This window comes from Corallococcus sp. BB11-1 (assembly GCF_026626625.1).
Lineage (GTDB): Bacteria > Myxococcota > Myxococcia > Myxococcales > Myxococcaceae > Corallococcus > Corallococcus soli.
Window position 1 is genome coordinate 85557 of the sequence record NZ_JAPNJY010000020.1, and the last position, 22154, is coordinate 107710.

The 22154-nt window shown below is 70.2% G+C and carries 15 protein-coding genes and 1 pseudogene; 9 read left to right on the plus strand and 7 right to left on the minus strand.

All coding sequences use genetic code 11. From position 1 onward, the window contains the following. Positions 1-14: 14 nt before the first annotated feature. From OV207_RS16465 to OV207_RS16480, 4 genes are all read right to left on the minus strand, one after another. Positions 15-4676 carry a type I polyketide synthase gene (locus OV207_RS16465; protein ID WP_267556147.1) on the minus strand — a complete coding sequence of 1554 codons (4662 nt, stop codon included), beginning with the start codon at positions 4674-4676 and terminating at the stop codon, positions 15-17. A 37-nt stretch (positions 4677-4713) separates the two neighbouring features. Beyond that, on the minus strand, positions 4714-10137 hold the full coding sequence (locus OV207_RS16470; protein ID WP_267556148.1) for a non-ribosomal peptide synthetase: 5424 nt from the start codon (positions 10135-10137) through the stop codon (positions 4714-4716). A 236-nt stretch (positions 10138-10373) separates the two neighbouring features. Continuing rightward, on the minus strand, positions 10374-10553 hold the full coding sequence (locus OV207_RS16475; RefSeq protein WP_267556149.1) for a hypothetical protein: 180 nt from the start codon (positions 10551-10553) through the stop codon (positions 10374-10376). Beyond that, the gene (locus OV207_RS16480; RefSeq protein ID WP_267556150.1) at positions 10553-11155 is read right to left on the minus strand and encodes a hypothetical protein; all 603 of its coding nucleotides are present in this window, start codon (positions 11153-11155) and stop codon (positions 10553-10555) included. The genes OV207_RS16475 and OV207_RS16480 overlap by 1 nt, the downstream gene beginning before the upstream one ends. A 246-nt stretch (positions 11156-11401) precedes the next feature. Here OV207_RS16480 and OV207_RS16485 point away from each other — a divergent pair, with 246 nt between their 5' ends. Together OV207_RS16485 and OV207_RS16495 are read left to right on the plus strand one after the other, a co-directional pair. Further along, the gene (locus tag OV207_RS16485) at positions 11402-11830 is read left to right on the plus strand and encodes a FixH family protein (protein ID WP_267556151.1); all 429 of its coding nucleotides are present in this window, start codon (positions 11402-11404) and stop codon (positions 11828-11830) included. Positions 11831-12188: 358 nt separating this feature from the next. Beyond that, complete coding sequence (locus tag OV207_RS16495; RefSeq protein WP_267556152.1) at positions 12189-12986, plus strand: hypothetical protein; 798 nt, start codon at positions 12189-12191, stop codon at positions 12984-12986. Here the strand turns inward: OV207_RS16495 and OV207_RS16500 are convergent. Then, positions 12929-14097 (minus strand): IS3 family transposase gene (locus tag OV207_RS16500; RefSeq protein ID WP_267552771.1). Its coding sequence is split into 2 segments (ribosomal slippage): positions 12929-13842 and positions 13842-14097, totalling 1170 coding nucleotides; the frame shifts between segments, so codons are not numbered across the junction. The genes OV207_RS16495 and OV207_RS16500 overlap by 58 nt on opposite strands. Before the next feature lie 316 nt (positions 14098-14413). On the opposite strand from OV207_RS16500, the gene OV207_RS16505 reads away from it, so the two are divergent. From OV207_RS16505 to OV207_RS16525, 5 genes are all read left to right on the plus strand, one after another. Next, the gene (locus tag OV207_RS16505) at positions 14414-15151 is read left to right on the plus strand and encodes a DUF6310 domain-containing protein (RefSeq protein ID WP_324291533.1); all 738 of its coding nucleotides are present in this window, start codon (positions 14414-14416) and stop codon (positions 15149-15151) included. Next, a complete protein-coding gene (locus tag OV207_RS16510) occupies positions 15148-15903 on the plus strand; it encodes a DUF5953 family protein (RefSeq protein ID WP_267556160.1) in 756 nt (251 codons plus the stop codon). The genes OV207_RS16505 and OV207_RS16510 overlap by 4 nt, the downstream gene beginning before the upstream one ends. Before the next feature lie 93 nt (positions 15904-15996). Then, positions 15997-16713 carry a DUF1775 domain-containing protein gene (locus OV207_RS16515; protein ID WP_267556154.1) on the plus strand — a complete coding sequence of 239 codons (717 nt, stop codon included), beginning with the start codon at positions 15997-15999 and terminating at the stop codon, positions 16711-16713. Positions 16714-16736: 23 nt separating this feature from the next. Continuing rightward, entirely contained in the window at positions 16737-16940 is a 204-nt protein-coding gene (locus tag OV207_RS16520) for a hypothetical protein (protein WP_267556155.1), read from the plus strand. 169 nt (positions 16941-17109) lie between these two features. Then, entirely contained in the window at positions 17110-18252 is a 1143-nt protein-coding gene (locus OV207_RS16525; protein ID WP_267556156.1) for a serine/threonine-protein kinase, read from the plus strand. Between the two features lie 9 nt (positions 18253-18261). On the opposite strand, the gene OV207_RS16530 is transcribed toward OV207_RS16525, so the two are convergent. Further along, positions 18262-18609: a helix-turn-helix domain-containing protein gene (locus OV207_RS16530; RefSeq protein ID WP_267556157.1), complete on the minus strand. Its 348-nt coding sequence runs from the start codon at positions 18607-18609 to the stop codon at positions 18262-18264. Between the two features lie 156 nt (positions 18610-18765). On the opposite strand from OV207_RS16530, the gene OV207_RS16535 reads away from it, so the two are divergent. Both OV207_RS16535 and OV207_RS16540 read left to right on the plus strand, forming a co-directional pair. Next, positions 18766-20589 carry a serine/threonine protein kinase gene (locus OV207_RS16535; RefSeq protein ID WP_267556158.1) on the plus strand — a complete coding sequence of 608 codons (1824 nt, stop codon included), beginning with the start codon at positions 18766-18768 and terminating at the stop codon, positions 20587-20589. A gap of 44 nt (positions 20590-20633) precedes the next feature. Further along, positions 20634-21533 (plus strand): DUF2381 family protein, encoded by a 900-nt coding sequence (locus OV207_RS16540; RefSeq protein ID WP_193428403.1) that lies wholly within the window; start codon positions 20634-20636, stop codon positions 21531-21533. Between the two features lie 19 nt (positions 21534-21552). On the opposite strand, the pseudogene OV207_RS16545 reads toward OV207_RS16540, so the two are convergent. Beyond that, positions 21553-22154: pseudogene (locus OV207_RS16545) on the minus strand (di-heme enzyme); the annotation flags it as partial.

Consider the following 22154-nt stretch of genomic DNA (forward strand, 5'->3'; position numbering starts at 1 on the left):
TCAGCGAAAGGGGACTACGGCTCCTCGTCGGGGGCGTCGTCACCCCGGCGGTTCGCGCGGCGGGCACGGCGGCGCTCACCACGGCTGAGCGCTTCGGTGTCTTCGGGGGCGGCATCCCCGGTATCGCTGGCGGCCTGGAGCAGCTTCGCCAGCGCGCCCACGGTGGGGCCCTCGTAGAGCGTGACGGCCGGCAGCGCGACGCCGAACTGTTCACGCACGAGCGCGATCAGCTTCACGCCCACCAGCGAGTTGCCCCCCAGCTCGAAGAAGTTGTCGTGCACGCCCACCTGCGCGATGCCGAGCGTCGTCTCCCAAAGGTGGGCCAGCCGCTCCTCCAGCGGGTCGCGAGGCGGCACGTACGCGTTCTGGAGCGTGGGCCGGGGCGTGGTGCCTGGAATGGCCCCCACGTCCTGCTTCGCCGCTGGCTCCCGCGCGGACGCCGACTGAGACCACTTGCTCGCACGGGCGCGCAGGTCGCTCGTGGACACGGCGACATGGGGCACGGGGCCCAACTGGAAGAGCCGCTCGAACGCGTCCTCGCCCTCGGAGAGGGTGATGGCCAGCGCGCCGAACGGGCTCTGCGTGCCTCCGGCGCGGGACTCGAACTTCCACGCGTCCCAGCCCACGCTCATCCACGGCACCGGCGTCATCTGGGACTGCTTCGTGGCGAAGGCGTCCATGAAGGACGTGGCCGCCGCGTACGACGCCAGCCCCAGGCCCCCGAGCACCGCCGCCAGCGATGACGACAGCAGGCAGAAGTCCAGCGGACGTCCGCGCAGCGCCTCCTCCAGCGCGTACAGCCCGCGCACGCGGCCGTGGAAGGTGTCGCGCACGTCCTCCGGCCGGGTGTCCGGGATGGCCCGGAAGAGGGCAGGGCCCACGTCACCCGCCGCGAACACCACGCCGTGCAGCGCGCCGAAGCGCGACTCGGCGGCCTCCACCGCTGCCTGCACCTGGACCTTGTTGGCCGCGTCCAGGCAGACCGTGAGGACCTCCGCGCCCAGCGCCTCCAGGGAGAGCACCTGGAGGATGCGGCGGGCCACGGCGTCGTCCTCGGGATTCGCCGCGAGGTGCCCGTCCCATTGCGCGCGCTCCGGCAGGGCCGTGCGGCCCGCGAGCACCAGCTTCGCCTTCTTCACCCGCTTCGCCAGCGACCGCGCATGCGTGAAGCCCAGGGTGCCAAAGCCGCCGATGATCAGGTACACGCCCCCGTCACGCAGCGGAACCTGCGCGGCGCGAGGCGCATCCGCCGGGAGGGGCTCGTACGTCCGCACCCAGCGCGCGCCGCCACGGTAGGCGATGACGTCCTCCTGCCGGGACGGCGTGGCGGCCTCCGACAGCAGGGCCTCCACGAGCGCCGTCTCCTGCCAGCTCCCCGGCATCGGCAGGCGCAGGTCCACGGCCTTGGCGGATAGGTGGCCGTACTCCTGCGGAATCACGCGCACCGGGCCCAGCACCGTGGCCAGCTCCGGGCTCGGCGCCTCCTCGCCCAGCGCCTGCATGCGGTTCGTGACCGCGACCAGCGACACCGGCCGCGCGCCGGGCTGAAGGCCCAGGGCCCGCGCGATCCCCATCAACCCCAGGAAGCCCTTGCCCAGCGCGGACTCGAAGTCCGCCTCACCCCGTGGCTCGCCCACGCCCAGCGTCCCCAGGTGCAGGACGTGGTCTGGCGCGGCGAGCGCCTCCAGCAGCGCGCCCTCGCCGCCCAGCGCCAGCGTCCAGTGGTGCTCGGCGTGCTTCGCGGTGACGGAGCCTGGGGTGATGCGCAGCACGTCCTGTCCCGCCTCTTCCAGTCTCCGCGCGAGCCGCGCACCCAGGCCTTCGCTGGTCGCACCGGATGCCTCGTCGGGGAGGAACAGCCACCAGGAGGACTTCTTCTCGCTCCACGCGCTCTTTGGAAGCGGCAGCGAGCGCTGCCAGGACGGCAGGTAGAACCAGCGGGCCACGGGCTGCTTCTGATCCGCGGACACCCCCTCGGCGCGCTCGCCGTCGGAGGCGGTGGTCGCCTTGCGCGGCTCCACCCAGTGGCGCTGACGCTCGAAAGGAGCCGTGGGCAGCGCGACGCGGCGGCGGCGCTCCTCGCCCCGGAAGCCATCCCAGTCCGCCTCCACGCCCTCCAGCCACAGCCGGCCCAGCGTTCCCAGCACGGTGTCCAGGTCCGCGTGCTGCTCCTTCGGATGGCGCAGCGAGTGGAGGAACGCGTGCCGCGCGCCCTTGTCCGGATGCTGCCGCGCCAGGGCGGTCAGCGTGTTGCCGGGGCCGACCTCCAGCAGGATGGCGTCCGACTCCTTCAGCAGCTCCGCCACGCCGTCCGCGAAGCGCACCGCGCCGCGCAGGTGCTTCGCCCAGTACTCGGGGCTCGTGGCCTCCTCGGGCGTCACCCAGGTGCCGGTGACGTTGGACAGGTAGGGCTTCTTCGGCGCCTGCCGCGCCACCTTGCGCACCGCCTCGCGGAAGGCGTCCAGGATGGGGTCCATCATCGCGGAGTGGAACGCGTGCGACGTGTGCAGCCGCGAGCCGTGGAGGCCCTGTGACTGGAGCTGCTGCTCGAACGCGTCCACCTGCGCGGTGGGGCCCGCGACGACGCAGGTGGTGGGGCTGTTCACCGCCGCCACGGACAGGCCCTCCGGCAGCAGCGGCGTCACCTGCGCCACGGGCAGCGGCACCGCGAGCATCGAGCCCGCGGGCAGCGACTGCATGAGCCGGCCTCGCGCGGCGACCAGCGCCAGCGCGTCGTCCAGGGTGAAGACGCCCGCGAGGCACGCGGCCACGAACTCACCGATGCTGTGGCCCACCATCGCGTGCGGCGTCACGCCCCATGACGCCCACAGCTTCGCGAGCGCGTACTCGATGACGAACAGCGCTGGTTGCGCGAGGCCCGTCTGCTTGAGGCGCTCCGAGGCCAGCTCGCGCGACGCCTCGGGCGGGTACAGCACGGTGCGCAGGTCCAGGCCCAGGTGCGGCTTGAGCTTCTCCGCGCAGGTGTCCACCTGGGCGCGGAAGGCGGGCTCCTGCTCATACAGGTCCCTTCCCATGTCCACGTACTGCGAGCCCTGCCCGGAGAACATGAACATCACCGGGCGGCCGGCGTTCTCCGCGGCGCCGCTGAACACACGGCCCGGCGTGCGCTCCTCCAGCGCCGTGGCAAGCTCCGCTGAGGTGCGCGCCACCACCGCGCGCCGCTTGCCGAAGCGCTTGCGGCCCAGTTGCAGCGTGTGCGCCACGTCCGCCAGCTCCGTCCCCGGGTGCTCGCGCAGGTGCGCGGCCAGCCGGTCCGTGGCCACCTCCAGCGACGCCTCCGTGCGCGCCGACAGCAGCACCAACTGCGCGGGACGCCGGGGCGTGTCGGTGGTGGGCGGCTCCGGCGCTTCCTCCAGGATGACGTGCGCGTTGGTGCCGCCCATGCCCAGCGACGTGACGCCCGCGCGGCGCGGCGTGGCGCCCTTCGGGAAGTCGCGCAGCTCCGTGTTCACGTAGAACGGGCTGTTGGGGAAGTCGCACGCCGGGTTGGGCGTCTTGAAGTGGAGGCTGGGGACCAGCTTCTTGTGGTGCAGCGACAACACCGCCTTGATGAAGCCCACCGCGCCCGCCGCCGAGTCCAGGTGCCCGATGTTGCTCTTCACCGACCCCAGCGCGCAGAAGTTCTTCTTGTCCGTGCCCTGGCGGAACGCCTGCGTGAGCGCCGCCACCTCGATGGGGTCCCCCACCTTCGTCGCGGTGCCGTGGGCCTCCACGTAGCCGACGGTGTCCGGCTCCACGTTCGCCACCGCCTGCGCCAGCGCGATGACCTCCGCCTGCCCCGCGACGGCGGGGGCCATGTAGCTGACCTTGCGCGAGCCGTCGTTGTTCACCGCCGAGCCGCGCACGACGGCGTAGACGGTGTCCCCGTCCTTGAGCGCGTCCGACAGGCGCTTGAGCGTCACCACCGCCGCGCCGTGGCCGGCGACGAAGCCCTGGGCCTCCGCGTCGAAGGTGTGACAGCGGCCGTCCGGCGCCGTGGTGCCACCCTCGTGGTAGAGGGAGCCCGCCTTCTCCGGGAAGTGGATGGACACGCCTCCGGCCAGGGCCATGTCGCACTCGAACGACAGCAGGCTCTGGCAGGCGTAGTGGATGCAGGTGAGCGACGTGGAGGACGAGGACTGCACCGTGACGGCGGGGCCCGTCAGGTCCATCCGGTACGCGACCTCCGTCGTCAGGCTGTCCTTGTCGTTGCCGATGGACGCCTGGAGGCTCTCCACCGACGCGACGTGCGTCAGGTGCGAGTACAGGTTGGAGAGCAGGTACGTGTTCATGCTCATGCCGCCGAACACGCCCACGCGGCCGGGCTGCCGCTCCGGGCTGTAGCCCGAGTGCTCCATCGCCTCCCACGCGCACTCCAGGAACAGGCGGTGCTGGGGATCCATCAGCGCGGCCTCGCGCGGGTTCATGCCGAAGAAGGCCGCGTCGAACTGGTCCGTGTCGCCCAGCGTGCCGCGCGCCTTCACGTAGTGGGGGGCGCGCACCAGGGCCGGGTCCGTCCCTTCCGCGATGAGCTCCTCGTCGGTGAAGAAGGTGATGCTGTCCACGCCGCCCGTGAGGTTCTTCCAGAACTCGGCGAGGGTCTTCGCGCCGGGCAGGCGTCCGCCCATGCCGATGACCGCGATGCCTTCCACTTCGGTGGGGGTGTCAGTGCTCATGAAGCCGTCCTTCAAAATCGGGGTCCTGGGAGGGGCGCTACCTGCCACGGCCGCGCGTCTGCTGCCGCCGGACCTGGGCGGCCCTGCGACGCTCCGCCTCGTCCTTGAGCTTCTGGGAGGCCGCGCCAGAGTCCTCGCCCTTGTTCGCCAACTGCTGGGCCAGCGCGCTCACGGTGGTGAACTTGAACATGTCCACCAGCGAGAGGTCCGCGCCCAGCTCCTCGCGCATCCGCCGGTGTGCCTGCGCGATGAGCAGCGAGTTGCCGCCCAGCTCGAAGAAGTTGTCGTGCAAACCCACGCGGTCCACCTTCAGCACCGACTGCCAGATGGCGGCCACGCCGCGCTCCACCGCGCTCTGGGGCGGAGCGTAGGCCACGGCGGACTCAAGCCGAGCCCCTTCCGGAGCGGGCAGCGCCTTCGGATCCACCTTGCCGTGGGGGGACAGGGGCAGCGCGGCCAGCGGCACGTACGCGGACGGCAGCATGTACGGCGGCAGCGTCTGGGCCAGGAAGGTGCCCAGCTCCGTGTGCGTGGGCGCGGGCTCCGACAGCACCAGGTATGCCACCAGCCGCTTGTCGCCCGGGGCATCCTCGCGCGCCATCAGGAACGCGTCGCGCACGGCGGGGTGGCGGCGCAGCGCGGCCTCCACCTCGCCCAGTTCGATGCGGAAGCCGCGCAGCTTCACCTGCTCATCCGCGCGGGACAGGAACGTCAGCACGCCGTCCGGCAGCCAGCGCGCGCGGTCGCCCGTGCGGTAGAGCCGCTCGCCCGGCTGGAACGGGTGGGTGACGAAGCGTTCGGAGGTCAGCTCCGGGCGGCGCCAGTAGCCGCGCGCCAGGCCCCGACCGCCCACGTACAGCTCGCCGGCCGCGCCCACGGGCAGCAGGTTGCGCTCCGCGTCCAGCACGTACACGTCCGTGTTGATGATGGGCCGGCCGATGGGCACCCACGCGTGGCCCTGGAGGTCCGCCACCGTCATGCGGTGGTAGGTCGTGCAGACGGTCGTCTCCGTCAGGCCGTAGCCGTTCACCACCGGCGTCGTGGTGAGCAGCTTCTCCACGTCGCTGGCCACCAGCGCCTCGCCGCCGGAGAGCACCAGCCGCAGCGGCGGCAGCTCCTCCAGGCGCGCGTTGAGCCCCGCGATGACCGCGGGCACGGTGCTCACCAGCGTGACGGTGTGGCGGGTGATGAGCTGGAAGAGCTTCTCCTGGTCGAGTATCTCCTCCTCGGTGGGCAGCACCAGCGCGCCGCCCGTGCACAGCAGCGGGAGGATCTCACCCACGAAGCTGGCGGACGCCACCGACGTGAGCGGCAGCATCCGGTCCTTCGCCGTGGGCGCGTACGACTCCACGAACGAGCGCACCAGGTTCGCCAGGCCCCCGTGCTCCAGCATCACGCCCTTGGGCTGGCCGGTGGAGCCGGAGGTGTAGACGAGGCACGCCAGGTCGTCCGCGCTCACCGGCGCGGGAAGCTCCGGGGCCAGCGCGCCGTCCAGCGGCAGGTCCACGCACAGCATGCGCGCGGAGGTGCCGGTGGGCAGCGTGCGCTGGAGCCAGGACTGGGTGAGGAGCACCGGGGCCCGCGTGTCGGACAGGATGAAGGCCGCGCGCTCGGCGGGGTAGGCGGGGTCGATGGGGACGTAGCACGCGCCCGTGGCCATCACGGCCAGCACGGACACCAGCGTCTCCACGGAGCGCTCCAGGCAGAGGCCGACGACGTCTCCCGGCTTCACCCCCAACGCGCGCAGCCACCCGGCGAGCTGGCCCGAGCGCACCTCCAGCTCACGGTAGGTGAGCCGGGTGTCCTGGAAGAAGACCGCGACGTGGTCCGGCGTGCGCGCCACCTGCGCCGCGAACAGCGCGGGCAGCATGTCCGCGTCGGTGAGGGGCACGCGCGGGCCGCGCCAGCCTTCGAGCAGCTGGTGCTGCTCCTCCGGGGGGAGCAGCGGCAGGCGGGAGAGGGCGCGGCGGGGCTGCGCGGCGACGCCGGCCAGCAGCGTGCGCAGGTGCCCGCCCATGCGCTCGATGGTGCCGGTGTCGAAGAGGTCGGTGTTGTATTCGAAGGAGGCGGCCAGCTCGCCCTCCACCTCGCCCAGGGTGAGCGTGAGGTCGAACTGCGCGCCGCCGTGCGACAGCACCAGCGATTCGATGGGCAGGCCCGCGACGGTGGCGCGCGCGCCCGGGACGTCCAGGGCGAAGGGCGTGAGGCCGCGCTCATCCAGCCGGGCCGCGCGCTGGTAGACGAACATCACCTGGAACAACGGCGAGCGGCTCTGGTCGCGCACCGGCTGCAACCGGTCCACCAGCGCGCTGAATGGATAGTCCTGGTGCTCCAGCGCGCCCAGCACCGTCTGGCGCGTCTGGGCCAGGTAGTCCGTGAAGGACATGGAGGGGGAAGGCCGCGTGCGCACCACCAGCGGGTTGACGAAGTAGCCGGTGACGCCCGCCAGCTCCGCGCGCCCCCGGCCCGCGCTCACCACGCCGAGCGTGAAGTCCTGCTGTCCGGTGTAGCGGTGCAGCAGGGCCTGGAAGGCCGTCTGGAGCACCATGGCGGGCGTGGCGCCGTGATCGCGCGCCAGCGATTTCACCGCCGCCGTGATGCCCGCGTCCAGGCGCGTGGTGTGGACGCGGCCGTTGAAGGTCTGCGCCGGGGGACGCGGGCGGTCCGTGGCCAGGTCCAGCACCGGCAGCGTCCCGGAGAGCTGCTCGCGCCAGTACTTCTCCAGCGCCCGTCCGCGAGGCCCGGCGAGCAGCTCCGCCTGCCAGCGCGCATGGTCCGCGATGGTGCGCTCGGGCACCGCGAGCGTGGGATGCTGCCCCAGCCGCAGCGCCGGGTAGAGGACGTCCAGCTCCTCCGCCATCACCGCCAGGGACCAGAAGTCGGTGACGACGTGGTGCATGGCGATGAGCAGCGCGTGGTCGTCCGCCGCGCGCGACACGAGGCGCACCCTGAGCAGCGGCCCCTGCTCCAGGTCGAACGGGCGGCGGGCCTCCGCGGACAGGTGCTCCAGGACCTGTGCGTCGCTCCAGCCCGTCGCGTCGGTGACGGCGAAGTCCGGAGGCATGCCCGCGTGCACGCGCTGCACGGGGCCCGTGGCCGCCATGACGAACGTGGTGCGCAGGGCGGGATGCCGGGCCACCAGCGCTTCAAAGGCGGCCCGCAGGGCCTTCGCATCCACCGCCGAGCGCACGCGCACCGCGACGGGGACATGGTAGGCGGCGCTGTCCGGCGCGAGCTGGTGCATGAACCACAGCGCCTGCTGGCCGCCGGACAGGGGCGCATCCTCCGTGCTGGGATACGCGGCCACCGGGCCCGCGGACGGCTCCAGGCGGGGCGCCGACAGCAGCCGCGACACGGTCTCCGCCAACTGGGTGAGCGGCACGCCCTGGAGCACGTCCGACAGCGGCAGGTCCAGGCCCAGCCCCGCGTCCACGGCGCTCTTGAAGTCCACCGCCATCAGCGAGTCCACGCCGTAGGCATGCAGCGGCTTCTCCACGTCCACCAACGACGTGGGCAGCCGCAGCACCTGCGCCGCCTGCTCCCGGAGGAACTCCGTGACCTGCGCGCGGCGGGTGGAGGGGGACTGCTCGCCCGCGAACCTCGGGTTCCTCCGGCGGGCGTCGGGCTCCCTTTGCGCGGCGGACGTGGCTCCCGTCAGCTCCGGCGTCACGGATGCGGGCGCGGCGAGGACGCTCGCGTGCAGCGCGTCCAGCGTGTCCGTGACGTACTCCGCGCGGGCGGCGAAGCGCTGGAGCTTCCCGCTGGACGTCTTGGGGATGGCGCCCGGCCCCAGCAGCACGACGCCCCGGGCCTGGAGGTCGTGTCCCGCCGCCACGGCCTGACGGATGCCCTGCGCCAGGGACTCCAGGTCCACGCCCGCCGTCTCCACCGCGCGGCGGTCCACCTCCGTCACGATGATGAGGCGCTCCTCGTCCTCCAACTCGATGGAGAACGCCGCGGTGCAGCCCGGACGGATGGCGGGGTGGCTGGACTCCACCGTGCGCTCGATGTCCTGCGGGTAGTGGTTGCGCCCGCGGATGATGATCAGGTCCTTCAGGCGCCCGGTGACGAACAGCTCGCCGTCGTCCAGGAAGCCCAGGTCGCCCGTGCGCAGGAAGGGCGTCGCGTCGTCGGTGCCGGTGAGCGGCTGATGGAACGTGACGTCCGTCTGCTCCGGGCGGCCCCAGTAGCCCTGGGCGATGCTGGGCCCGGCGACGCGGATCTCCCCCACCTGTCCCGACGCCAGCGGCCGGCCCGTCTCCGGGTGCGCGATGATCAGCCTCTGGTCGGTGAGGTTCCGGCCGGCGCCCACCAGCGTCCGGGCTGCCGGGTTCGTGGGCCCGGTGGCCACCACGCGGTGCTCCTTCAGCGCGTCCGCGTCCACGGTGCGCTGCACGGGCAACTGGCGCTTGTCACCGCCGGAGGCGATGAGCGTGCCCTCGGCCAGGCCGTAGCACGGGTAGATGGCCTCCGAGCGGAACCCCTGGGGACCGAAGGCCTCCGCGAAGCGCCGGAGCGTGTCCGGCATGAGGGGCTCCGCGCCGTTGAACGCGAGGTCCCAGTGGCTCAGGTCCAGCTTCGCGCGCTCCTCGGGCGTGGACTTGCGCACGCACAGGTCGAACGCGAAGTTGGGCCCGCCGCTCGTCGTGGCCTTGACGCGGGAGATGGCCTCCAGCCAGCGCAGGGGGCGCTTGAGGAAGTCCACCGGCGAGAACAGCGTCACCGGAAAACCCCCGTACAGCGGCTGGAGGATGCCGCCGATGAGGCCCATGTCGTGGTACGGCGGCAGCCAGATGACGCCCTGGCTCTGGGGGGAGTGCCCGAAGCACGCATGGATGAGCTTCGAGTTGTGCAGCAGGTTGCCGTGCGTGAGCACCACGCCCTTGGGCGACGACGTGGAGCCGGAGGTGTACTGGAGGAACCCCCGCGTGTCGGCGGTCACGCCCGGGTCCCGCCAGCCTTCGGCGACCTCCGCGTCCAGCGTGTCGGTGGCCAGCCAGTGCAGCTCGCGCAGCTCCGGCGCCTGTTCGAAGAGCAGCTCCCCCATGCCATGGATGAGGTCGGTGGTGAGCACGAGGGTGGCCTGCGCGTCCTGGCTGATGGACAGCAGACGCGGCAGCGTGCGCGCCAGCCGCAGCGGGTCCGGCGGGTAGATGGGCACCGCGATGACGCCCGCGTACAGACAGCCGAAGAACCCGGCGATGTAGTCCAGCCCGGGCGGATACAGCAGCAGCGCGCGCTCACCCTGGGCGCCGCGCGCCTGGAGCACCGCCGCGATGGCCCGCGCCTTCCGGTCCAGCGCCGCGTACGTCAGGTGCTCCTCGTCCGTCTCCCCGTCCTGCAGGAACGTGAAGCCGCGGAGGTCCGCCTGGTCCCGGGCGCGGACGCGCAGCAGGTGCACCAGCGTGGAGAACGAAGGGTCGGGGGCTGGAGAAGCACCGGACGGCGCGCCGCTGCGCATGGACTCGACTCCTGGGATGTGCGGGGGAGACCGTGTGGCTGGCGGAGGTCAGCCGTCGAAACGTGACACATCGAATCGTGCCACGGGAACACGCGGCGGGTACGGGTCGCCGTGCGGATCCGCCCGGTGGGGCGCCCGCGCAGGGAACTCCTGGCTCCATTCCGGAATTATCAGCTGTGTATGGACTCCTTCGGGGCGTGCCCGCGCTCTTTGCCACGGGAGGGGGCTTCGGGGCCTCAGTCCCCTGCGCGCGCCAGCGCCGCCGCGTCCTGGAGCAGGGCCTCCAGGACGCCCTCTCCGTCCGTGACCTTGTAGTCGCCACGAAGCTGTCCCTGGGCATTCACGAGCACGAAGTGCTCGCCATGGAAGACGCTGAAGAAGTCGTCGTCGCCCGCGTCGGCGTCGCGGCCCATCATCAGGAAGGGGGCACGGAGAAGGGACCACAGGCGCGCAGGCAGCGCGTGTCCTCCACGAGGCGTTCGGCGGTCTGTTCGTCACGGCCCGGGCCATAGACGCCGCGCATGCCGCCAAGCTGATCCACCAGCACCACCGCGTTCCAGGGGCGCCCCCTGGATTCGGCGTCATCCGGCAGGGCCTTCTGGCCCAGTTCCCGAGTCGCCGCCGTCAGCCCGTCGCCGTCCCAGACCCTCCACCATCCCTGGGGCATGGCCTGGCGTTCAGCAGCAGGTGACGCTGGCGACATCACGATGACGACCTGGACCGGGATCTCCATGGCCTTCAGCCGCTCCTGGATCCGCCGCAGGAAATCAAGGCGGCGCGCATCCGGGTTCGATGAGAACTGGACCAGGGTGAGCCGTCCGTGGAGCTGCCGGGAGCCAAGGGGGCGACCCTGCTCATCGCGGAGTTCGAAGGAGGGGAGCAGGCCGTACATCGGCGGCGGTACAAGGAGGTCCTGCGAGGAGTTGCTGTCGGTGGGGCCCGACCACGCGAAGTCCAGCACCACCACCAGCGCGGCGCATGCCAGCGCGGACACGGAGAGCCCCAGGGCTCCCAGCAACGCAAACATCCATGCGCGCGCTGAAGGCTTCTTTCGAGGCCGCGTGGGGTCGGGTGGAGGAGGACGCATGTGGCGTGCACCCTGTTCCAACGAGGCGCCACGAGCGATGCGACACCTTGTCGCAGACCTCATCAGGCCGCTGTCCGCGCTTGCTCCTTCCCGCGACAACGTGTCGCGCGTCCGCTCTGGAGACTTCCACTACAGGGATGGGGAACCGGCGCGCGCTCGCGCCCTGAGGAAGGCTGAATGATGACACTGCTGGTGTGGATGATGCTGTTGGGCGCGCTACCTCCGGCCGGCCCGTCCGCGGGGAATGACGCGGGGACTGTTGGCACCGTGGCCGCAGTGGCGACGGTGACCAGCGCTTCGGGCCGGCTCCGCGTGGAGCTCCGCTCCGCGTCCGTGCCCCTGCGCAGGGGCGTCCAGGTGTTCCAGGTGCGCATCTCCGACGCGGCATCTGGAAGGCCGGTGCCCGGAGTCATTCTGACCGTCCAGCCCTGGATGCCCTCCATGGGGCACGGCATCTCTGAAACCCCGCGCATCACCGAGCGCGAGCCAGGGGTCTTCGAGGTGTCGGAACTGGACCTGTTCATGCCAGGCGCCTGGGAGATGCGCTTCACGCTGAAGGGGACGGTGGAGGACACGGCGACCGTGGCCCTCAAGCTGGGGCGGTAGTCGCGCGCGGCGGATCGACGCGCGGCAAATCGCCGCATCGGAGGGGGTTGGGAGGGCCCTGGCATGAGTGCCGGCCCATGTCCCCAACCTTCCGTCCGTGAGCTGGATGTGGTCAACGCCGACTTCCGCACGGTCAACCTGGGCTTCGCCGCCCCGGCCACCGTCATCACCCCACTGCGTGAAGCCGCGCACGAACGGACTCTGGAGCGGACTTGTCTGCCCTCCATTCGAGGCCCGCGCCTGGCCGCCCGCCGCGGAGTGGTCCAACACTCGGAGAGCGTCTCCAGGCTGCCGTCGCGCATGTAGGGTGCGGTGACGGGATTGTCATGTCGCGGCGAGCCGCGAGAAGGACGGGAACATGCCGGGACTGCGACGTGGTGGGACAGGGCGGTGGTGGCTGGTGGCCCTGCTGGTGGGGGCGTGGGGCTGTTCGGGGACCGAAGGGCCGGGAAACGCGGATGCGGGCGTCGTGGACGCGGGTGTGGACCCGGGGCCGGACGAGCTGCCGTGTGACGTGAAGGCCGTGGTGGCGGAGCACTGCGCGTCTTGTCACACCACGCCGCTGAAGGGGAACGCACCCCTGGCGCTGCTCGCGCGCTCTGACTTCCAGCGGTCCTCCCCGGTCCATGCCCAGCAGAGCGTGGGACAGCGCAGCCTGGAGCGGATGGGCAATGCGGCGGCGCCAATGCCTCCGGAGTCGGAGCCGCCCCTGCCGGACGAAGCGCGCGCGGTGCTCACGCAGTGGCTGGAGGCAGGGATGCCCGCGGGCTCGTGCGGCAGCCTCCCGTCGGGGCCCGCGCCGACGACGTGCGCGAGCGACAGCTTCTGGAGCGAGGCGAGCGGCACGGGGGCCAGGATGGCGCCCGGCTACGCGTGCCGGAGCTGTCATCTGCAGCAGTCGCCCAACAATGCGTACTTCTTCATGGGCACGGTGTTCCCGTCGCTGCACGTGGCGGATGGGTGCGACCCCCGGCTGGGCTCGCCATCCAACGTGAAGGTGGAGATCCTGGATGCGCAAGGGGAGGTGCGGCTCACGCTGGTGCCCAACGAAGCGGGCAACTTCATGTTGAGCTTGCCCGGTTTTCGTGGACAGGTGGGTTACGCAGCCAACGGCACCTGTGAGGCGGCCTTCTCGAACTCGACGGGGCTGACGTAGCCGAGCGAGGAGTGCCGCCGCTTGCGGTTGTAGAACACCTCGATGAACTCGAACAAGGCGGACTTCGCGGACTCGCGCGTCAGGAAGTCTACCTCGTGCACCAACTCCGTCTTCAGGGTGGAGAAGAAGCTCTCCGCCACGGCGTTGTCCCAGCAGTTGCCTTTGCGACTCATGCTGCACTGGATGCCGCGGGCGGCGAGGGCTCGCTGGTAGTCTTCACTGGCGTATTGGCTGCCGCGATCCGAGTGGTGCAACAGCCCCTTGGGGGGACGGCGGCCCTTGAGCGCCATGTCGAGGGCCGAGAGCACCAGGTGCCGGTCGATGCATCGGTCCATGGCCCAGCCGATGACGCGCCGACTGAAGAGGTCCAGCACGACGGCCAGGTACAACCAGCCCTCTCGCGTGGGCACGTAGGTGATGTCCGTCACCCAAGCCCGGTCGGGCTTGGATGGATTGAAGTCGCGAGCGAGCACGTTGGGTGCCACCGGCAGGCCGTGCTTGGAGTCCGTGGTGTGCACGAAGCGCCGGCGCCGACGGGCCCGCAGCCCGGCCTCGCGCATCAGCCGGGCCACGCGATGCCGGCCTACGTGCTGCCCCTGCGCCTTCAGCTCGGCGCGCACACGCGGGCTGCCGTAGGTGCGGCGGCTGTCCTGGTGCACCTGCTGGATTCGCTCCGCCAGCGCCGCATTGGCCTTCTGGCGGGCGGACGCCTCCCGCCCCTCCCAGGCGTAGTAGCCCGCTCGCGACACCTCCAGCACACGACACAGCAGGGCTACCGGGTAGCTCGCCTTCTTCTCCTGGATGGCCGCGAACCTCACGTGCTCTCCCTGGCGAAGAAGGCCGCCGCGTTTTTTAGGATTTCACGCTCCATCCGCAGCTGGCGTACCTCGCGGCGCAGCTGGGCGAGTTCTTCCTTCTCACCCGTCGTCAGCGCCCCGGACGGCCCCTGGCCTGCATCGGTTCGTGCCTGCCTCACCCAGGTTTCCAGGGCGCTGCGCGTCAGGTCCAGGTCCTTGGCCACCTGCGCCCGGGACTTGCCCTCCTCCAGCACCTGCTTCACCACCCGGGCCTTGAACTCCGGCGTGTACTTCCTTCGCTCTCGTCTCGGCATCATCGTGGACATCCTTCGGTCACCTCATCTCGGGTGTCCACAAAACCCGGGGAGGCTCACAGGCCCTCAAAGGAGGCAGGCTGCAAGGCGGACGCGTCTTGATCCGCCGCGCACGCTTGATTGAAGGGACGTCTCCATGCATCCCCGCACCTGTTTCACGCTCCTGCTGGTCCTCTCGGCTTGCGCTACGTCGACACCGGACCCAAGAGCGAGCGTGGCCTGGAATGCAAGGGTCGCCAACCTCCAGAGAGCGTCGAAGTTGCCCTGGCGTGATGGGGGCCGGTGCGTCGCCCAAGAGGCCGTCCGGCCTTGGTCCGTGGTGGTGGAGCGCTGCTTCGAGGCTCTCGACCATGACCGGATCCGGTTTCACGATCCGACGGGAAGATGCACGGTCGCCTCCATGGGTGCGGCGACCCTGGGACTTGGAGTCTGTGTGCTGGCGGCTCCTGAGATTGTTGTGGGCGCCGTGATCATTGTCGGGGTGGTGGTGGTCGCCGCCACCATCAAGGAAGCGCTGGATGCGCATGAGCTTCGACAGCTCTATCCCGAGGAGGCAGGGACCGCGAGAGCAACGCAGACGGCTCCCCGGGAGGTCATGGCGAAACGGAAGCCCAGGTTGGAACCGGAACCTGCTGGGAAGGACTGGCAGCCCCCAATGCCTCCCGGTCCCTTGGACCGGACGCGCCACGCCAGATGCGAGCCTGTCCCGGTGAAGCACCGAGGTGGAGACGACGCACATAATCAGTGCGCCGACAGGGTTCCGCCCAACCGCTTCCCTGGGATGGACGTGCTGGTGGACGGCAAGCACTTTGATGCGCTGCAGGTCGGCGTGCGAGTGCTATGGGAGATCAAGACCGACCAGTTTGACACGTACAGCGTTTTCCTCAGGACTCAGGTGGTCGAGGATCAGGTGGAAGAACTCAAGGAAGAGCGCGAGATCGCGCGAGCCTGCGGATATGGATTTGTCGTCGGCGTGAGCAGCGAGGCGCACAAAGCCGCGTTGAAGCAACGAGATCCATCCCTTGAGGTCGTCGTTACGGGGTGCAGGCGATGACCGCTTCAAGTCGTCTCGTCCTGACCGTCTACGCCCCAACGCTCAGGGGCCGCGAAGGCCGTATGCTCGCTGCCATCCAGGGAATGGAAAGGGCTCTCCCGGGGCTGCGCATGGAATGGGAAATCTCCAGACAAGGGGCGCCAATTGCATTGCCGAAGCGTGATGCATGGTTTGCTGAGTCAGAGGCCCGCGGGAAGTTCCCGCTCGTCTGCAATGGTGATGAGCGATATCCGGTCACGATTGGCGGATTGACTACACCTTCGGGTCAGTCTCCGGGCGGCCAGCCCCTGCTGGATGTCCAGGCGGAGTTGCCGCTCGACGCGGCAGTCATCGCGGCGGCAGCGGAGATGTTGGTGCAGGTCGCGGAAGGCGTTCGAGCCCTGTGGGGCCACATGACTCCGGCCGCCATGATGCAGGACATCGCGGACCAAACAGGCCCGAAGTCGTATGGGCCTGGAAAGCCGCCACGCGGGCTGCCCGCGCTCAAGTTTCCAGAGGCCATCTCCGTGCCGGAGATTCCACGGTGCCTGGGGTGGCTGAACTACTGGTCGGACGCTGCCGCACGAGCCATTGGCTTCCCGGACCCGGCACATGACGCGGAACTGCTTGCGCGCTCGCGGCGCACCGCGACAGGTGGATGGGTGGTTCGGCTCACGGAGGCGCCCATGGACCTGGACGAAGCCGCCCACCTGGACACGCTCCTGAGGACCTATGAGCGCTTCCCGGAGATCGGCGGACGCTCCATGCCTTGAGCCCCCCGACTCCAGTGCTGCGACAATCGACCGCATCCGAGAGCAAGGGGAGGGCTGCTATTCGGGAGGCTCCCTTCCTCCTGGAGTCGCCCGATGAAGCTTCCCCTGGGTCCACTGTGTGCTGTCGCGGGTTCGCTCTTCTCCACCGCTGCCTTCGCGCACGCAGCGGTCGCGGGCCCCACGCCTCCGTACGCGGGCGTTTCCTTCGATGCCGATTTCACCGTGAGCCACGGGTGTGATGGCGCGGACACCTACCGGGTGAAGGTGACGATCCCGGCGGGCGTCACGGGCGTGCGTCCGGTGGACTCCACGTTCGGCAAGGCGGAGGTGGAGAAGGATGGCGCGGGCAACGTGACGGCGGTGACGTGGACCCGGGAGGGCGGCGTGCGTGCGGCGGACACGCACTACTTCCACCTGGGCCTGCGCGCGCGGTTGCCCGCGAAGCCGTTCACCACGGTGTTCTTCCCCACCGAGCAGACGTGCCGTACGCCCGCGGGCGTGGAGACGACGGTGGCGTGGACGGACACGAGCGGTGGCGGACACCACCACGACCCGGACGCGGGGACGACCGCCTCGGATCACCCGGCCCCGTCCCTGTTCCTGCTGCCCACGCGGCTCCCGGGCTGGAACCAGTACACGGTGGAGGAGCACGTGCATGACCTGACCGTGTTCAAGGACGCGCTCATTGTCTGGTCCGGCACGCAGGCCTACAGCTTCAACCCCGTCACGCAGGCGCTCATCGAGAAGGAGCCGGGCACGCAGCCGCTCACGCAGATCCATCCGGGCACGGTCATCTGGGTGAAGTACTAACGCGGCCCCGGGACACAGCGACCATGCGCCACTGGCTCTTCGTGATGGTTGTCGGGGTTCTCACCGCCTGTTCGGACAAGCCCCCGGTTTCGTCTCCGCCCACCCCCGACGCGGGCTCCTCCGAGACTGACGCGGGCATCCCTGTCTCCGGGGTGGAGCGGCCCGGGACATTGGAGCGCCCGCCGGGGGACCGGCTGCCGGAGGACCTGAAGCCGCCCTCCCAGTGAAGGCCACGGTGGTTTCCACCCTCAAGCGGGAACGGTAAGGCGCGAGTGCTTCGGTCGGCCTTGATTGAGGTCCATCATCGAGTAGACTTGAGAGGTCTATAGCGAAAGGCATGGCTTCCTGCCCACCATCGACCCTCGCGGCACTCCCCACCCGGATGACACGGCTCCCTTGCTGGATCGCCTTGATGTCGCGTCCGAACGGAAGCACTTCCTCTTCCAAATCGCGGAGACCCGCTACGACTTCGTGCGCACCGTGGACCGCCGGCCCAACGGCGAGGTGCTGATGCTGGCCGAGCGCCACGAACCGCGCGGGCTTCCGGGCCCCGTCTTCATCAAGAGGTTGCACACCCCTGGCACGCGCGCGCGGCGCCAAAGGCTCAGGGAGGAGGTGCAACTGGCCTACCGGCTGCGCCACCCGGCCATCGCCCAGGTGCACCACTTCAAGGTCCGGGAGCGCAAGCCGTACGTCGTCATGGAGTACGTCGATGGTCCCTCGCTGGACCTGGTGTTGTGCCTGATGGCGCTTCGCGGACGTCCCGTGTCCGTGGCCTTTGCCTTGTTCGTGGGGGCGGAGCTGGCGGACGCGCTCGAGCATGCCCATTCGCTCACCGACGACGCGGGGCGTCCCCTGGGGCTGGTGCACCGGGATGTCAGCCCGCGCAACGTGCGGGTGGCACGGGACGGGATGGTGAAGTTGACGCACTTCGGTGCCGCCTACTCGCAGCTGGTGGGCCGCGTGGAGACGCAAGGCCTGCTGCGCAAGGGGGACGTGGCCTATGCCTCGCCGGAGTACCTGGCCCTGGAACCGCTGACGCCCGCCTCGGACCTCTTCTCCCTGGGGCTTTCGTTGCTGGAACTGGCCACCGGTCGCCACCTCTTCCAGGCGGCGCTGGACGGCGGCGCGACCGACGCGGACCATGGCGTTCGGGTGGAGGAGGAGCCGTCCCTGCCGCTGACCTGCATGCTGGCGGAGGTGCGGCGCTACACCCCCGAGGACGTGGCCCACGCGGTGTCGGAGCTGCCCGAGGCATTCGGCGCCGCGCTCCAGCGGGCCCTGCGGCGCGAGCCTGAATCACGGCAGGCCTCCGCGGGCGCGCTGCGCGATGCGCTGCGCGACGCCCTGGCCCTGGAGCAGCAACGCAACGGTGGCCGGCTGTATGGACGCAAGGAGGTGGCGGAGGAACTGGCGCGCCTCATTTCCGACACCAGCGCCGTCCGCGATCAGGTGGAACTGGAGGATGAGGACCTGTTTCCCCTGGGAGTGGGGCCCCCTGCGCTGTCGCATCCGTCGGGCTGTGGGCCCCGGGGATAGGACGGGAGCTCAGCGGGACAGCGCGCGGGCCATGGCGACGAGGGCTTCCAACTTCTCTTCTTCCAACTCGCGCGCGAGGGTCACCAGCCGTCGCAGCGTGGGGGGCTCCTTCTGGGCCTCGCGGCGGGCTTCCGTGTCCGGACGGGCCAGTCCCAGCAGTTCGTCCGTCGTGACCCGCAGGGCCATGCTCAGCTTGCACAGCATCGTCGCGCTGGGAACCATCTTCCCGCGCTCCACACGGCTGTAGACCATGGCGTTCATCCCCACGGTGGCGGCGACCTCCGCCTGCGTCAGGCCCAGCCTCGCGCGGGCTTCGCGCGCGGCCTTGCCTACCTTCTTCCCCAGTTGTTCATCCATGCGTGGGTGCGGAGCCTAGTGGAAAAAGCGCCCGGGCCTGTCCTGGAACAGGACTCGACTTGAGAAGTCTTACCGGTATTAGACTCCAATTCCTCCAGGTGTCGCCATGCCCCGGCGGGGTGACACGGGGGGCTTCCAGGAGCAGAGGGCGGACGCGTGAACGGCCAGCACTTCGCGAACCTGTCGCCGGGCACGGACGTCGGCGGGTTCATCGTGGAGATGCTGCTGGGCCAGGGGGCCAGTGGCGCGGTGTACCGGGCCCGGCGTGGAGGCGAGTCCTTCGCGTTGAAGCTCCAGGCGCATGGAGGCATGGGCGGGTGGGCGGAGCGGGAGGTGGCCATCCTGATGCGCCTGGACCACCCGAACGTGGTGGGCTTCCGCCACTGCGGGCTGCATCCGGAGCGACAGCCGAAGTGGTTCTACCTGGCCATGGAGTTGGTCGAAGGCCGCACGCTGTACCGGTGGGTGCGCGAGGAGAATCCCAGCGCCCGGCGCGTGGTGGCGCTGATGCGGGACCTCGCGCGGGGGCTGGAGGCACTGCATGACGGGCTCGCGCTGCACCGGGACATCAAGGAGTCCAACATCCAGGTGCGCGAGGCGACCGGGCAGGCGGTGCTGCTGGACGTGGGTGTGGGCCATTACGCGGGAGCGCCCCGGCTGACCCAGGGCATCCTGCCGCCCGGCACGCCGCAGTACCGCAGCCCGGAGTCCCTGGCCTTCCGGCGGGACCATGGGCGGGACGAGGACGCGCACTATGAGGCCACGCGCGCGGATGACCTCTATGCGCTGGGCGTGGTGCTCTACTGGATGCTCACGGACCGGCGTCCCTTCGGGTCGCCGGACACAGCTACGGAGCTCCACGCCGTCATCCACGTGCTTCCGGTGCCGCCGCACGAGCGCAACGCGCGCGTCCCGGAGGTGCTGAGCCTGCTGTGTCTGCGATTGCTCGCGAAGGCGCCTGAAGCGCGGGGGGAGGGGGCCCGGGCGTTGGACGAAGCCCTGGCCGCGCTGGTGATGGATGGAGGCTGGGACGTTCCGCTGTTCCCGGACGTGGCGGAGGTGCCGCGGGCGCTCGTGGCCCTGGAGGGCGTCGAGGCGGACGAGGCCTGGATGGAACACGGTGAGGCGTCGGGGCCGCCTCGCCGGGGGCGGTTCCCCGTGCCTCCGGCCATGCCCTGGCCTGTGCCCGCGCCGCTTTCCGCGCCTCCTCGTTTCGTGCGTGGAGCAGGAGGGGGCTGGCAGCGGTGGGGGCTGCTCGTGTCGGTGATGGTGGTGCTGGTCGTGACGTGGGGTGGCTTTCAGGGAAGCCGACTCGCTTCCCTTTCGGAGCGGGACCCGGAAGTAGCGTCCGCCGTGGCTCCACCGGAAACTGACCGGGCCGCAGTCCTACCTCCGTGGGGGGCCGTTCCCCCTGTGGCCGTCGCCTCCGAGGTGGCGCATTCGTGGAAAGAAGAAATACCCGTGACGCTGACCCCTCCCGTTTCTCTCAAGCCACTTCGAACCCGGAAGGCGGTGTCCCGCGCCCTGCTCGCCGCTGCCACCTGCTCCTCCCTGGCCTGCCCCAGCGGCCCCCAGGTGCGCCCCTCGCCACCTCCCGAGGAGTGCCCTGCCGGGGCCATGGAGGCCATGCGGAAGCTGGGCATTCACACGGGCCTCACGATTGATGGGTCCTTCGTTTTCGACGGGGGACTGAGGCCCTTCGAGATCCGGGAAGGGCAGGCCCCCCGCCTCCGAATGGTGGATGCCATGGGCGAACTCCCGCGAGGAACCTTGGTGTTCGGACGCATCTTCCGGGGGGAATACATCTACGGGCGATTCACCGAAGTCCGCACGAGTACGGGGGCGCGCTACCCTGTCTGCCTGGAGATTCTCGATGGGTGGGGAGTCAATCGCGGCATGCCCCTCTTGAGCGGCAGTACGGAGGAGACCGCGATCATCAAGAGCACCGTCTACCTGCGAGCCGTGGACCATTTCGAGTGATCTGCTTCTCTCTTGCCCGACGTGGCTCCGACGCAGTCGCTCCCGTGTCCTTGAAAGCCATTCTGGTGGTGGCCTTGGCGATGGCCTCCGTGGCGAAGGCCGAGGAGTCCATTCCTCTGGTCGAGGAGCGCGTGGGTCGCATTGAACTGTCCGCTGATCAAGTGGGGACCTCGCAGGAACTGCACATCAGCCCGGGACTGGCGACCCTGCTGTTGTGCGATGCGCCCGTGGCACGCTGGGAACTGTCGGGCCGGGAGAATTTCCGCCGCGTCGTGGAAGGTACGGACACCCTCACCCTGCTGCCCTTGGACACTTTGAAGGAGGGCGCCCGGCTGAAGCTGACGCTTGTCTTCACGGATGGTGCGGCTCCCTCGCGCGTGGACTTGATGCTGGTGGTTCATCCTGCTCTGGCACAGCGTCAGGTGGAGCTGTACCGCCACGCGCGCGCCCTGGAGTCGTACCAGCAGGAAGTCCGGCAACTGCGCGCGGAGGTCGGACGCTCCCAGGCGGAGGTGGAGCGACTGCGTGCGGCGCAATCGCGGCCCGACGGCCTGGCCGGTCTTTTGGCCTCGGGTGTCATGGGGCAGGAGGGCGTGGTCTTCCTCGCCTCGGTGGCCGACCCGCAGCCCATGCAACGAGCGGCGATCTGGGTGACGCGGGTGATCACCATTCGCTCCGCAAGGAGGGTAGCGGTTCAGGCCAAACTCGAAAGCCAGCTGGAAGTGTCCTGGAGATTCACGGGCGCGGCGCTGGTGGATGGGGCGGGGGGCACCGTGCAGGCTCTGGTCGTCTGGCCGCAAGAGCCCATCGCGGCCAGGGAAAGCGCCATGGGCATCATGGAGTTCGAACTGCCGACCCTTCCAACGCGCGGCCCCTACACCCTGAAGCTGTGGGCCGAGGGCGGAACGCAGGCCGTCACGGTGCGCAACATCACCTTCCCGTGAGGAGTCCCAGCTCCCCGCCTCACGGCACGACAGCGGGGTCCGCGAAGCGCGGGTCGTTGAGGAACTCCGTGTCCGTCAGCGACTCCAGGAAGGCGATGACGTCCGCCTTCTCCCCGGGCGTCAGCGTGAAGCCGCGCACGAAAGGACTCTGGAGCGGACTGGCCGCCCCTCCATTCGCGGCCCGCGCCAGGCCGCCCGCCGCGTAGTGGTCCAACACGTCGGAGAGCGTCTCCAGGCTGCCGTCATGCATGTAGGGCGCGGTGACGGCCACGTTGCGCAGGGATGGCGCCCGGAAGCGCCCCATGTCCTCCGCCCGACCCGTCAGCTCGATGAGGCCTGGATCCGTGGCCGGGTACGCGCCCTGGCCGTCCTCGTTGTAGAGGCCTGTGTTGTGGTACGGCAGGATGGGCTCCGGCGTGGCGTCGTGCACGGTCGCGTCCTGGAAGTTGAAGCCGGAGTGGCAGTGGTCGCACTCCAGCCGCTCGGACAGGAACAGCTCCATCCCACGCTTGGCGGCGGGGCTCAGCGCCTCCACCGCGCCCCCATACAGGTAGCGGTCATACGGCGCCGTGCCGGAGATCAGCGCGCGCTGGAACGCGGACAGCGAGCGCGTCAGCGTGG